Source organism: Pseudanabaena sp. SR411, from assembly GCF_002251945.1.
In the GTDB taxonomy this organism is placed as follows: Bacteria; Cyanobacteriota; Cyanobacteriia; order Pseudanabaenales; family Pseudanabaenaceae; genus Pseudanabaena.
In genome coordinates this window covers 1-14,485 of the sequence record NZ_NDHW01000202.1, presented here as the reverse complement: position 1 = coordinate 14,485, position 14,485 = coordinate 1, and the positions used below count along the sequence as shown (strand labels likewise).

The following is a 14,485-nucleotide window of genomic DNA, read 5'->3' as shown; positions in this document are numbered from 1 at the left end:
CTTCGCGCCGCCTTTCTGAGCTTGGAAGATTATGTTTTAATGGATGAATTATGTACAGGTTTCGGCGAGGGCAATTCCATGACTCTGCAACCTTTAATCTCTGACGAAGCAATTCCCAATGGGATGCGTACCGCCGCGCCCAATATTTTGCCAGAGATCGATTATCCTGACAGTGACGGTAATCCTATGGCTGACAATACCGAACAATATCGGTGGATCGTAATCATCAAAGAGAATCTGGAGATCATGTTCGCCGATGACCCTAATGTATTTGTAGCTGGAGATTTACTTTGGTATCCAGTGCGTCATACCCAAAAACGAGTTGCTCCAGATGTGATGGTGGCTCTAGGTCGTCCCAAAGGTCGTAGAGGATCTTATAAACAATGGTTAGAGAATAATATTGCGCCACAGGTCGTTTTTGAGATCCTGTCACCCAGTAATAAAGATCGGCACGGACAAGATTCCCTTGAAGATAAGTTTGACTTTTATCAAACCTATGGGGTTCAGGAATATTACATTTACGATCCTGAAGATTTGATCTTAGAAGGCTGGCAGCGAGTTGGCGATCGCCTAATCCAAATTCCATCAATGCTCAATTGGGTCAGTCCATTGTTAGGGATCAGATTTGATTGGGCGATCGGGCAGGAGTTAATCATCTCGCGTCCCGATGGTCAAAGATTTTTGTCACCTGTAGAACTAAGCCAGCGTTTACAGCAATCAGAAATCCAAGTTTGGCAAGAACAGCAACGCACTGCCCAAGAGCGTAGACGTGCCGAAGCACAGCAACAACGTGCTGAACAAGAAAGTCTACGTGCTAATCGCCTTGCGGAGAGGTTACGAGCTTTGGGTATCGATCCAGACGATGTTTAAACTTAATGGCAATTTGGGACTCTGTGGCGCACATCGTACTGGCAAAACCACACTAGCAATCGCGATCGCATCTCATCTTAATATCCCCTTTGTTCGTACTACGACCAGCCAAGTTTTTGCTCAACTTGGTTTAGACCCTGCGGAACCAATGGACTTTACGACAAGGCTGTTTGTGCAGAATCATGTTTTAGATGCTGCCGAACAGGTTTGGCAAAGTTCTGCTAGCCCTTTTATCAGCGATCGCACCCCAATTGACATGATTGCCTATACCCTTGGTGATATTCAAGGCAAAACTGACGTTGATATTGATTTACTAAATCAATATATAGATCGTTGTTTTGCTAGTACCAATCAATTTTTTCAAAATCTCGCCATCATTCAACCAGGTATCCCCCTTGTCTACGAGGAGGGCAAGGCGGCGCTGAATGCAGCGTATATTGAGCATATTAATGTTTTAGTAATTGGGTTATGTAGCGATCGCCGTCTCAAGGCTAATGTGTTTTGTAATGCGCGAGATGTAATCGACATTGATTTGCGAATTAGCAATATCTTAGGCTAGAGAAAGTTCTACCATCTTGAGGACGAAATCATGATTGCTGTACCTAATAATCCTAAAATCTCACCTGATGAATATTTTGAGTGGGAAGCAAGGCAAGAAATCAGATATGAGTACATCAATGGAGAAGTATTTGCGATGGCGGGCGGGACAATTGACCATAGTACGATCACCGCTAATTTGATTGCTTTATTGCGCCCGCATGTTAGGGGGCGCAATTGTCGGGTATTAGGTTCAGATGCGAAGGTGGGAATTTCTAAGAACGGTGAGTTTTTCTATCCTGATCTATTGGTGACCTGTGATGATCGCGATCGCCATTCAGCAAGGGCTGTGTTTTATCCAACTCTAATCATTGAAGTGCTGTCGCCTAGCACAGAGGCTTACAGCCGAGGTGGTAAGTTTGCGCGTTATCGACAGTTAAATAGTTTGTGTGAATATGTATTAGTTAGCTCTGAGCAGATTACTGTCGAAGCATTTCGTCTAAATGAGCGCCGTAAGGGGGAGTTAACTTCCTATGGGGAAAGTGACTTGGTACAACTTACTAGTATCGATTTTGAATGTGCGATCGCCACTATCTATGAAGATGTCGAATTTTTGGGATAAATTCCCCAAAAAGTCCATGCGCCAGCAAAACCTGTATAAGTAGCTATAGCAAAGCAAGAGATAGCTAGGACAAATCAAAACCCGTAAACTATCTCGCTATCATCATCAAAAAACTAATTTTGAGTTAGCCAAGCTAAAATCTCATCCACTATTGTCACCATTTCTGGCAGAAAAGTAGAATTATTAATCTTTAATGTTTTCAAGCGGTTTAAATGCCTAAAAAACTGGGTAACTTGATCTAAGGGCTTGGGGTAAAAGTTATCTGTAGGTACGGGAAAGTGAACTGCAAGAATTTGGAATTGGAATATATCGTCAGTTTATGGCTTCGCGATCGCCATTTTAGTAAAGCTCAAAACCAAAAAGAACAAGGCTTTACATTGATCGAGTTATTGGTGGTGATCGTTATTATTGGTTTGCTAGCAGCGATCGCGCTCCCTTCATTTCTCAATCAATCTAATAAGGCTCGCTTTGCAGAAGCCAAAGCTTTTGTTGGAACCATGAGCCGACTGCAACAAGCTTATTATCTGGAAAAACAGACCTTTGCAGATGATATAACTCGGCTGAACTTGGGCGCTAACACGTCATCAGCTAGTTTTACTTATTCTGTGATGGCAGGTGATATTAATGGCAATCCTGCTATACCGCAATTAAAACAAATCATTACAAATGTGGCAGCCCCTACTTCTCCAAACTTAAGAGCTTTTGTCGCTGTTGTGGGAATACCGGGAGTAGTTAGGATCGACACCGTATTTTGTATTGCCAATGCAGCTAATATTGCAATTCTCCCTGGATCGCTTGACTCTGCTGGTCAAACAATGGTCTGTCCTACCGACTTTACCCTCGAATAAAGACTTCAAAAACTGGGTTAGTGCTTTGTACTAACCCAGTTTTTTTGATATTTAAAAAATATTTTTGATCGGAGTGATATCATCCTGTTTTTTTGTGGGTAAGTTACTTTCACAACCCAACTAGTTAAATAACTCAGCATACACGGGAATAAAGAATTATGAAATCTGAATTCAAGACTAAGCTCATTCAACACATCCTCAACAAGAAGAATGGCGAAAAGGGCTTCACCCTGATTGAACTACTCGTAGTTATTATCATCATCGGTATTCTCGCTGCGATCGCACTTCCTTCTTTCCTTAACCAAGCTTCCAAAGCTCGTCAGTCTGAAGCCAAAACCTACGTTGGTTCCATGAACCGCTCTCAACAAGCTTACTACCTGGAAAAACAACAGTTTGCACCTAACCTGCAAACTTTGGCAGTAGGTATTGCTCTAAAGACAGAAAACTATGGATATGGAGTTGTCCGCAATGGTGGTAAAGCTGCTGCTGGTGTGCTTCAAAGTGTAAATACCTTTGGAACTCCAATTCCAAGTACTGCGACAGCTGGTACTGGAACAACCTCTGATACATTAGTTGGCAGTGCTTCTGCACCAGTTAAAGGCTACACAGGTGGTGTTAACGTTGCTACTCCTTCTGGATCTACTGAGGCTACCACTTTGGCTGCGCTCTGCGAAGCAGCCTTAGCTCCTGTTAACAGTGGTAACTCAACTGACTCTGCTTCGGGTACTGACCGATTTGTCCTTTTTGCTACCAATTCGGCTCCTACGTGCCAAAGTGCTAGTACTACAACTGGATTTGTTGCTATCCAATAGTTTTTGATTTGCAAAAACATTATTAATTAAATATCCCTCACTGTTAATTTACCGACTAGACTAAATTGCGTGAGGGATTTTTATTGTTTAGTTCTTCCCCAATCCTAATATGGGTTTTGGAACAGAGATCCCTTTGATGGGGCTATTCCAAAACCTCCAAAATTTACACATGATTTAGACTTAATATATTATATGATTATAGATTTTAATAAATTAAGAAGTATAGATACTAGGTAATTATGGTCAATAGTTGGCAGTCTTTGGGACTGAGAGATACACCCAATGAGGCAGTAGATTTTTATAAGACTGCCATCCAAACTGATACAAGCATTGAAGAGAATTATCATTACTTAGTCTTATCATTGTTGTTATGTGAACGAGAAGAAGAGGCTCAACTAATATGGCAATTAGGACTAAAAAATGCCACTTCTATCAAATTTCATAATCAGAAACTCGGCAAGATTTTGGAAGTCGAGGCTAATTATCAGGAGAAACTTAAGCATTACTTTCTAGCTTGGCTAATTCGTCAACATTTGCGAAAGGTTTTACCCCTTGACTTCAATAATTTGGTGCAAATTCTTTACTTGTCTTTGCAGTTAAAGATTTTGCATAGTGATATTTTAACTGAACTAAATTTTTGGAAATTACTAGATACAAAACCTGAGCTTGAGATTAGTGATGATTCAATTATCCAACTGCTACAAAATGTACTTGCGTCTGAGTTACCTTTTGAGGAAACCATTGAGTTTGCCTCTAGGTTGCTGCCATACCTAAAAGACAAAAAAAGCTGCTTAAATACGCTGACATACATTGCCGAGCGATCAAGTTTTAATAAAGCTTTACAAATTATTAATCGTCTCTGTCTGGTGGTTGACCCGCAAAATTTAACAGTCATAGGATGTTTGTCACAGATTCTCTCACGTCGTGGGTTGCATCAAGAAGCTATTCAACTTGCTCGTGACTTGCCCCACTCTGATAATTTATCAGAGCAAGTTGTTTCTCACCAACTGCTTTTGGGAGCACTCATGGCTGCTGGGGGACAGTGGCAAGAAGCAGAAACTATTTCTGCTGAATATGAGATGATTCTGGACAGATTAGTCGCAGAAAGTTCTTATAATCTGCCGAGTATTACTCAATCTTTTTTATGCTGCGCTTATTTTGTCTTTAGCTATCTGAGTGATAATCCACAAATTAATCATTTAAAACAAAATCAAGCTCTAAAGTTATTTCAAGAAAATGTTTGCCATTCTCATCTTGAAAAAGTAGAGCAATTTCAGATCCGTCCAAAATTTAATCATAAGAAAATAAAAATTGGCTATCTTTCTGCCTGTTTAAGACAGCATTCTGTAGGTTGGCTAGCTAGATCCCTAATTCAACATCATGATCGTGAATCTTTTGAAATTAATGGCTATTTTCCTTGGTTTGACAAATATGACTTTTTGCAGCAGTGGTACTCCACACAAATGGATAAGTCTTTTAGATCAGAGATCGATTATTGGGGCGATCATGCAACGGTAGCAGAGGAGATTTATAAAGATGAGATTGACATATTAATTGACCTAGATAGCCTGACTGTACCAAGTTCCTGTAGCGTACTAGCTCTGAAACCTGCTCCTGTTCAAGTTACGTGGTTAGGTTGGGATGCTTCGGGTTTACCAGCTATAGACTATTACATTGCTGATCCTTATGTGTTGACAGAAAATGCTCAAGATTATTATTCCGAGAAAATTTGGCGATTACCTAACACCTACATCGGCATAGATGGTTTTGAGTCTTCTTTGGCAACTTTAGATCGCCGTAGATTGGGTATACCCAATGATGCAGTTGTTTATTTTAGTTCCCAAAAAAGTAGTAAGAGGCATCCTGAAACTGTGAGATCACAGATGCAAATTATTAAGCAAGTACCGAATAGCTTTTTTTTGATTAAGGGTTTAGCCGACCAGAATAACATCCAAAACTTTTTTTATGAGCTGGCTAAAGATGAGGGAATAGAGTTAGAGCGGTTGAAGTTTTTGCCTATCTCAAGCACCGAGGCTGAACATAGAGCCAATCTAGCGATCGCTGATGTAGTTCTTGATACATACCCTTATAATGGTGCGACCACCACAATGGAAGTTCTGTGGATGGGTATTCCCATGGTAACTAGAGTGGGTGAACAATTCGTATCTCGCAATGGTTATACTATGTTGATGAATGCAGGCATCACTGAAGGTATCGCTTGGAATGCTGCTGAGTATGTTGAGTGGGGAGTTAGATTGGGGAAAGAGCCATTACTCAGGCAAGAGGTTTCTTGGAAGCTGAAACAATCTCGTAAAACTTCGCCTCTTTGGGATGGTAGACAGTTTGCCAGAGAAATGGAAAACGCCTATAGACAAATGTGGGAGATTTATGATGGAAAGTTATAAGGCTGTAGATAGAGCTTATGAACTCTTCAACGAGACTAAATATCCTGAAGCGGCAGCGCTATACGAAGAGTTGATCGAGTTAGAGCCTGATGTCAAGCTACACTATTGGTGTTTAGGGTTGTGTCTTGCACTGCAAGGACACATAGAAGAAGCGCAAATCACCTGGTGGATAACGATTGAAGAGAATGAATCTAGCAAGAATGAATTTGTGGAATTTCTTCGCAAGACTGCTAGAGAGTTTGGTTTAGATTTCAAAAGATACGATATAGCTGTAAGTATCTTAGAGGCAGGTGTTGGATTAGAACTAGAAAATATTTATTTGTTGACTGATTTAGCTCGCTTTTATTCTCTAAGTTCTCGACACGATGAATGTATAGAAATAGCCAACCAATATCACGAATTAGCTCAAGATACAGCCAACCAAATTTTTGCAAATCATTTAATTTTGCATTCTTTACTTATATTAAGTAGTCAGTGGCAAAATGCTTTTGTATTAGCAGATAGTCAGATAGAATTAATTAAGTCGCTAATTCAAGAGCAGCCAAATAATCTCACTTCTGCTGATATAAATCGTTTGTTTATTGCTACTTTCTTTTTACCTTATATCAAAGATGATCCAAGTAGAAATCGAATCTTACAAAATGAGTTGGTGAAGCTTTGTCAAGATAATTTGCAAGGTTTATCAACTCAAAAAAATATTAAGAAAAGCATTGAGAAAAAGCCTCTAAAAATTGGCTACTTATCACATTGCTTGCGTAAACACTCAGTCGGATGGTTATCTAGGTGGATTTTTAAGTATCACGATCATGAGAAATTCAACATTTATGGCTATTTCATATTCGATCAGCAAAATACAGATTCAGTTAGGGAGTTTATTGCTGACTATTGTGATGTATCATATAAATTTGGACATGATGTGGCTGCGATCTCTAGGCAAATAATAGAAGATGAGATTGATATCCTAGTTGATCTTGATAGCATCACTTTAGATATATCCTGCCAAATCATGGCGCTTAAACCTGCTCCAGTACAGATAACTTGGCTAGGGTTTGACGCTTCGGGCATACCTGCGATTGATTACTTTATTGCAGATCCCTATGTATTACCAGAAAATGCTCAAGACTATTATTCCGAAAAAATTTGGCGATTACCTAACACCTATATCGCTGTTGATAGCTTTGAAGTGTTGTTTCCCACCATACATCGTAATCAATTTAATATTCCAACTGATGCGATCGTTTATCTTAGTTCTCAGACAGGATATAAGCGACATCCTGATACTGTAAGGTTACAAATTCAGGTTATTAAATCTGTACCTAATAGTTATCTATTGATCAAAGGTCTATCCGATCAAGAAGGAATCCAGAATCTTTTTAAGGAAATAGCTGACTCTGAAGCAATAAGTAGTGATCGTCTAATATTCTTGCCACTTGTAAATAGTGAAGCAGAACATCGAGCTAATCTAGACATTGCTGATGTGATTTTGGATACCTATCCCTACAACGGAGCAACTACCACGATGGAAGCATTGTGGATGTGTATTCCAATTGTTACCAGAGTTGGAGAGCAATTTGCTGCACGTAATAGTTATACGATGATGATCAATGCAGGTATTACCGAAGGAATTTCTTGGAGCGAACAAGAGTATTTAGATTGGGGCATTAAACTTGGTACAGATGAAAATTTACGTAAACAAATATTTTGGAAGCTAAAGGAATCTCGTAAGACCTCTCCTTTATGGAATGCTGAGCAGTTTACTCGTGATATGGAATCTGCCTACATACAAATGTGGCAAACTTATAATGAATAATAAGCTTATTGACAGTGAGAGCGATACACCTACCTCATTTATCTAGTATATTTATTACCTGTTAAAATCTTTAGGCTCTAAAAGAAAACAAATGAAATTACATATTGGTGGAAAAGAAACACATCCTGACTGGAAAATCTTTGATGTTGAAAGTCGCCCAGAAGTAGATTATGTTGGGGATGCTGGAGATTTAAGTGAGTTCGAGGATGAATCAATTGAAGCAATTTATGCTAGCCATGTTCTAGAACATTTCTATCATTCTCTTTACAATGAAATGATATTTACACTAGCGGAATGGCATAGAGTCCTCAAGAAAGGTGGACAACTTATGATTAGTGTCCCTGATCTAAGAACTTTAAGTTGGCTCTATTCACGTCCAGACATTGATGTAATGACACGAATGCATCTCATGCGAATTATGTTTGGTGGACAGATCAATCAGTATGATGTTCATAAAGTTGGATTTGATTTTGATATCTTGTGTCTATATTTAGCAGAAGTTGGATTTGAAGGGTGTAATAGAGTATCTGAATTCAATCTATTTAACGACTGTAGTAATTATTATGTTTTAAATACTCCTATAAGTCTTAATGTTATTGCTACCAAATAAAAATATCAGCAATCCTAAGTAACCCAAGTTGCTACCTATGGTAACAAGAAAAAAAAGCTGCTACAAAGGACAAAAGCCGAGTAGCAGCAAGAAAAATGAATGATGAAATTGTAGCGATTTATTGCCTCTGTGACGATATTCTCCGAGCGATGAATCATCAAGGTGATATACAGCAACAGATGAGTGATGCCGAAGTAATGACCACCGCGATAGTTGCAGTGCTGTATTTTGGTGGAAATTTTGAGAAAGCCAGAAAAGAGCTCTCAGAACCACAATACATCCCCAAAATGCTGAGTCGGAGTCGCTTCAATCGCAGACTGTACAGGGTTGAACCGATGCTATTGATGTTGTTTGAGAGCTTGGGACAAGCATGGAAACAACTGAACACCGAATCGGTTTACAGCATTGATAGCTTTCCGATTGCCGTCTGTGACAATATCCGCATACCAAGGTCAAAAATCTATGACGGTAATGAGGAGTATCGGGGCTATCAAGCCAGCAAGAAACGATATTTTTACGGTATTAAAATCCATTTGATGGTCACAGCATCAAGGGAACCTGTAGAGTTTTTTCTAACTTCAGGTTCTTTTGCCGATGTTAAGGGGTTGGGGATATTTCCATTTGCTTTACCCGAAGGCAGTGTAGTTTATGCAGACAAGGCTTACAACGATTATGAAATTGAGGATTTGTTGCTTGAAGCTGAGAATATTAAGCTCTCAGCAATGCGAAAAAGCAATTCAAAACGACCTGTAACTGGCTATGTTCAGTTTCTCCAGCACCATAAACGTAAAGTAGTCGAAACCACTGGAAGTTTGATATCCCAACTTTTACCTAAATCTATTCATGCTGTTACTGCCAAAGGTTTTGAGCTTAAAGTCATGCTCTTTGTCCTTGCTCTTAGCGTTAATCTATGGGTAGCAACTTAGGTTAAGTATTAACTAATTTTGAGGTTTTAGGGACTTATACAAAATAATCGATCCCAAAAAATAGCTGCGGGCTGCGCCCGCAGCTATTTTTTGGTTTTATATGGATTGCTTTTTCCTTGGAGTTCCCTTAAGTGCGGTAGTACTTAGGGCTTACTGAAAAAGTCTACAGAGCGAATTTAAAGGCAATACAGCTTTAAAAATAGTATTTTGTTGCATATTTCCCAAATTTACCCAGCGATTTTCCACGAAAGTGCAAGGGTTTTGAGCCTCTAGACGTTATAACCTTGCACTTGTTATGGCAAAAAAAGCTTAAAGTCCTTATTTAGCAAGCTTTTGTACTTTTTCAGTAAGCCCTACTTAAAACCTCAAAATTGGTTTTGTTGAGAAAATACGATCAAGCTTGAAGTTCTAGCATTAGGTAATCTAGGCTTTCCAGAGATTTTACTGTATTTTGTACTAGCTGAAAAGCTTTTCCATGCTCTATAGGCTGCAAAGTCACAGGATCTACAGGTCTAAATTGCTTCCAACGTTCAACGAGAGAGAGCATAGTCTGTGGTGCATCCAACAAAGGTAGTAGACAGGTAGACATTGAGCTATCAAGGGTTATAACTTGCTTATGTGTTGATAGATAATTATTAAGACTAAGAATCCCACAACCTGTCACGCTATTTATTAGATCTTGTCTAAACTGAGAAGTATTCAGTTGAGGATGTAGATAAACTTTTGCAGTCTGCCAATCGACATCATTCCATTCCATAAAAGGAACGAAAGTTTGAGATTGCTGCGGATGACCACACCAAAAATCTAGTAATCGATGAATTGGATGGATTAGTTCATACATTTGTAATCTATCCTCTATCGATAGATCTGGTAAGCTCATCCCCAAGAAGACAGGTAAGTTATCTCCATCTTTAAATAAATCCCGAAAATCCCACTCCCGCCAGTTTACCATACTAATAAATTCTAGCTCCGATGATCTTAAAGCTTCAAAAAGGTTGGTGATCGTATAGCCTTTATCGCCTTGGAATAAGTGATTCATCAAGATCTCTTGCTTATTTTCTTGTGCGGTATATTTAGCGTCCCAAGTTTGAGCTTTTAGCAAAACATTGTCTTTTAAAGCTTGCATTGTCTCAACAACAATTTCTATCTCTAGATCTTCTGGATTTTCGTCCAATAGCCCCATCATTCTAAACATTTTTTGAGCACGAAAAAAATTAGTCCTCTGAATAGAACTATGCAAGTTACTGCGAATTATACCGTTAGGCTTTAAGACTGACTGCATCGATTTTAGAGCGATTGCAGGATCAGGAAAAAGATATAACATTTCGTCACAATTTATATAATCAAATTGATAGCCTAAGGAAGGCAATTCTTCAATTGATGCGACAATGAACTCTGCATTATCGAAACCATGGTGTTTTAAGCGCTGTTCTGCTAGCTTAATTGACTCTGAGGATATATCGACACCAACTACTTTTGCGCCTATGTTTGCTTCTGCTAAAATTAGAGACTTATACCCCGAACCACATCCCGCATCTAAAATAACCTTTCCTTGAGTATCAATAACCTTTTGATCTCTTAAATAGAAAGCAGTCACTAGATTATGAATATATAGGTCATTGGGATCATCTTTAGGTGATTTTTCAAGAGGAGCTCTAGGATATGGGGCACTGTCAAACTGCTGACGGATTTTATCTAATAGGTCGGCTTCACCCATACAAAAGTTATTCATGAATGATTATTTTTGAGTATTTACGTTAGCTTAATCAATGCGATCGCATTCTAACAGAATCCAGATCAAGATCAGCGATCGCCGCTTCTCACAAAAAATAGTCTGCGGAAAAGCACCTCTTCTCAACCAAACCAACCCTTGTCTAAAAATTGTTCCATGGTCGCAAGAGGGGCTTTCGGAAATGTATTTAAAGGTAAACTCGGTGTAATAGAAGCAGCTTCACTGACAACACTTGATTTTGTTTCAGTGGTTTTAACCCCACATTCCGCTCGTAATGGAAGCCTAAAAATATTTACAACGAGACAATCAGGGTTTCAGCGATTTTAAAAGGAGTTAATGATAATAAATCTTATTAGTGTGTTCTTATTGACAATATTAAAATAGTGGCTTTTTTGTGATTAAAGCTCAAAACACTTGCTGTATAAGCATTTCCTTTCTAAATATTTTTTCAGTAAAATAAGAGCGGAATGTGGGTTTAACCATTGCTCTGCATCCTTAGATTTATTAAATTATAACAATTCACAAAAGTGTAGCGAAACTTTTGTGAATTAAAAATCAAGTTCAGTAAGGTTTTAAAAAACACAAAACGGCATAGCCGTTTTGTGTTTTGGGATTACTTAGGCTATTGAATCCTATGAGCTAATCGTTGCGATTGTAGTTTGTAATAAAGCGATCGCTTGATCTCCCGAAATATGAGCAACAGGCAGACTATCAACTCCCATCGCCACACAAAGTAAGCCCAAATAGAGAATCGAATATTTGAATACCGAACGGGCAACTGTGCGATCGCTCGGTTCTTTTAATAACTGAGTCGCCTTGTAAATAAATGCACCGCCTAGCCCAACGGCTGACACTGCATAGACTAGTCCCATAACATTGCAAGGATAAACCAGTAATAACGATACAGGAATTATTAATAGGGTATAGAGCAAGATCTGATGCGCTGTTACCTCTGCACCCTTGACGACAGGTAACATTGGCACGCCCACTTTGGCATATTCATCACGAATCATTAGTGCTAAAGCCCAAAAGTGCGGAGGAGTCCACACAAAAATAATTGCAAATAAAACCCATGCCGCCCAGCTTAATTCTCCAGTGACAGCCGCCCAACCAACCAAAGGCGGGATCGCTCCTGCTGCACCACCAATGACAATATTTTGGGTACTAGAACGCTTCAGCCAAATCGTATAAACTCCAACATAGGTGGCGATCCCCGACATCGCTAGACAAGCTGCAAGAAGGTTGGCATAAATAGCCAATAACGTGAAGGAAATTATCGCTAAGGCGATCGCAAAGATTAGGGCATGAAGAGGCTGAATCCGACCCGATGGAATTGGTCGCCAACTGGTGCGCTCCATTTTGGCATCGATATCGCGATCGTATAAACAGTTAATCGCATTTGCCGAAGCAGCCGCGATCGCCCCTCCTAAAACCGTAATGAACATCAAAAAAGCATCTACCTGTCCTTCAGAAGCAATCCACATTGCTCCTGCGGTGGTGATTAGTAACAGGACGATAATGCGTGGCTTAGTTAATTCTGTGTAATCCTGAATCACATCGCGCCAGTTGCGAGTTGCTTGAGTTGTCTGATTAGTTTCAACAAATATACTTTCTGGGATCGCTGTTTCTTGCATTACGCTTAACTCCTAAAATATTTCGCAGTTATTACAGTTAGCGAATCGCAGGCTGCGCTTGATTCTGTTCTTGAGTTGAAGATTTGTCTTGTCTAGTGGCTCTAAATGCTAACACAGCAAAGCAAACAAGGGTTCCGAGCAATGCTGAACCAGTAGCTTGGTGAGCAATGGTGAGGGGTTCGACCTGTAGGTGCAGTTTATAAGTGGCATAGCCGATCGCCACTTGAGCAATTACTAATAAACCCGCGATCGTAGCCACAAGTCGTAATACGGAGGTAATCGCTTTTGATAGCCAGACCGTCACCACTAAAACGATACTAGCAAGGGTAGCTGGTATCACACCAAGGAGGTGTGCGTTCAAAACAATGCACATATCCTGTGTGGCAAAGCACTGATGTAACGCCCATTGAGAAGCGACTAATGCACCAAGAATACTTTGCAAATAAACTAAAACCGCTGCCGATAAGCCAAGCCAAGCAAGTTTTGTGGATGGGCTGCCCATGTCAACAAAACTTGTTTGATTAGTCAAAGCTGTGGCGATCGCTAGCAAACTAGAGAAAAATAATAAGCCTGTGCCTAAATGAGCTGTGACAATATCAAATCGCAGTAACTGTGTTACCGTCAGCCCACCCAAAATACCCTGAAAAATTACTAGAGATAATGATCCTGAAGTCGCCCAAGGCAACCATTTGGGCAAAGATTTACGAAAATACCAGCTTGCCCCAAATAAAACAATTGTGGCAAATCCCACAGAGGATGCAACGAGGCGATGAAACCATTCTAAAAATACTTGAAGGTTCATCTGTTCAGCAGGTAATACCGAGCCATAACATAGGGGCCAGTCAGGACAAGCCAATCCAGCATTCATCACACGAGTGGCACTACCGATCGCCATCACCATCCAAGTGGCGATCGCAATCCCAAAAGCGATGCGACGAATTAAAACAACTGGCTCTATCAATCGGTTTGTGACATCAGGCTTACTATTAGTAGAGTTTTCAGCCATTGGCAATGATTTGATTTCTGGATTGTAAGAAGATAAAGAGTCAGTCATGCAAGTTTATGAGGTTCAGGCTTTCTTTGTGAATCTTGATAAAACTCAACAGAAGTATTAGGAAGAGTTAGAAATTATATTAAGAGCAGTTCTAGATTTGGTGGGGGGATTTAACAATTTCTTCATTCTAGTATCTTTTTTCTACCACGTAAAAAAGGCGATCGCATCATTAGCGATCGCCTGAGTTAATTACTTGGTTTCCTTGTATAGCTCGTAGAAAAGCATACGGGTAACTTTAAACAAAATCCTGATGATCTTCTGTTTTCCAGAAATCTTACTTTCTTTCAAACCGTTGAGAGTCCATCCATCAGCGTGAATCTCATTTAGTTTCTTACCTAGCCATGATGTCTCGCGGCGCACTGGTAGCACTGATGTGAGAGTCCATGCATAAAGGCTAGCTCTGGTGACATCGGAACCGCCTAGGGCTTTAATTCGTTTATCCCCTGATTGCTTTTCTGTGTATCCCAGTCCTAGGAATAGTTGGAAACTCCTAAGCGATCGGTGTCGTTTCTGGGATGTTGGCACACCCTGTTTATTTACCCCGTCGTCATATGTTACCCATGGTTTCCCGTCTAGTAAAAACCTTTCAAATGGATAACATTGGCACAGCAACAGTGCTTGATTG

At 39.8% G+C, this 14,485-nt stretch carries 12 protein-coding genes and 1 pseudogene; 9 read left to right on the top strand and 4 right to left on the bottom strand.

The window, feature by feature from the left end; all coding sequences use genetic code 11:
- Positions 1-123 precede the first annotated feature (123 nt).
- From B9G53_RS21985 to B9G53_RS21945, 9 genes are all read left to right on the top strand, one after another.
- Positions 124-870, top strand: coding sequence for a Uma2 family endonuclease (locus tag B9G53_RS21985; RefSeq protein WP_094535643.1), 747 nt, complete (start codon positions 124-126; stop codon positions 868-870).
- Positions 863-1,429, top strand: coding sequence for an AAA family ATPase (locus B9G53_RS21980; RefSeq protein WP_094535600.1), 567 nt, complete (start codon positions 863-865; stop codon positions 1,427-1,429). Before B9G53_RS21985 ends, B9G53_RS21980 begins: the two co-directional genes overlap by 8 nt.
- Before the next feature lie 30 nt (positions 1,430-1,459).
- Positions 1,460-2,029: a Uma2 family endonuclease gene (locus B9G53_RS21975; RefSeq protein WP_094535599.1), complete on the top strand. Its 570-nt coding sequence runs from the start codon at positions 1,460-1,462 to the stop codon at positions 2,027-2,029.
- Positions 2,030-2,307: 278 nt separating this feature from the next.
- Positions 2,308-2,877, top strand: coding sequence for a type IV pilin-like G/H family protein (locus B9G53_RS28860; RefSeq protein ID WP_141211851.1), 570 nt, complete (start codon positions 2,308-2,310; stop codon positions 2,875-2,877).
- A gap of 158 nt (positions 2,878-3,035) precedes the next feature.
- A complete protein-coding gene (locus tag B9G53_RS21965; RefSeq protein WP_094535598.1) occupies positions 3,036-3,689 on the top strand; it encodes a type IV pilin-like G/H family protein in 654 nt (217 codons plus the stop codon).
- A gap of 239 nt (positions 3,690-3,928) precedes the next feature.
- Positions 3,929-6,094, top strand: a complete 2,166-nt coding sequence (locus B9G53_RS21960) for a hypothetical protein (protein ID WP_094535597.1) — start codon at positions 3,929-3,931, stop codon at positions 6,092-6,094.
- Positions 6,078-7,904, top strand: coding sequence for an O-linked N-acetylglucosamine transferase, SPINDLY family protein (locus B9G53_RS21955; RefSeq protein ID WP_094535596.1), 1,827 nt, complete (start codon positions 6,078-6,080; stop codon positions 7,902-7,904). Before B9G53_RS21960 ends, B9G53_RS21955 begins: the two co-directional genes overlap by 17 nt.
- Positions 7,905-7,995: 91 nt before the next feature.
- Positions 7,996-8,514 carry a methyltransferase domain-containing protein gene (locus B9G53_RS21950; RefSeq protein WP_094535595.1) on the top strand — a complete coding sequence of 173 codons (519 nt, stop codon included), beginning with the start codon at positions 7,996-7,998 and terminating at the stop codon, positions 8,512-8,514.
- A gap of 95 nt (positions 8,515-8,609) precedes the next feature.
- A complete protein-coding gene (locus B9G53_RS21945; RefSeq protein WP_094535594.1) occupies positions 8,610-9,440 on the top strand; it encodes an IS982 family transposase in 831 nt (276 codons plus the stop codon).
- A 394-nt stretch (positions 9,441-9,834) separates the two neighbouring features.
- Here B9G53_RS21945 and B9G53_RS21940 read toward each other — a convergent pair whose 3' ends face one another.
- The 4 genes and pseudogenes from B9G53_RS21940 to B9G53_RS21925 all read right to left on the bottom strand — a co-directional run.
- Complete coding sequence (locus B9G53_RS21940; RefSeq protein WP_254923768.1) at positions 9,835-11,172, bottom strand: class I SAM-dependent methyltransferase; 1,338 nt, start codon at positions 11,170-11,172, stop codon at positions 9,835-9,837.
- 632 nt (positions 11,173-11,804) lie between these two features.
- Entirely contained in the window at positions 11,805-12,806 is a 1,002-nt protein-coding gene (locus tag B9G53_RS21935) for a heme o synthase (protein ID WP_094535593.1), read from the bottom strand.
- Between the two features lie 37 nt (positions 12,807-12,843).
- Entirely contained in the window at positions 12,844-13,860 is a 1,017-nt protein-coding gene (locus B9G53_RS21930) for a heme A synthase (protein ID WP_176453308.1), read from the bottom strand.
- Positions 13,861-14,049: 189 nt separating this feature from the next.
- Positions 14,050-14,485, bottom strand: a pseudogene (locus B9G53_RS21925) (hypothetical protein); the annotation flags it as partial.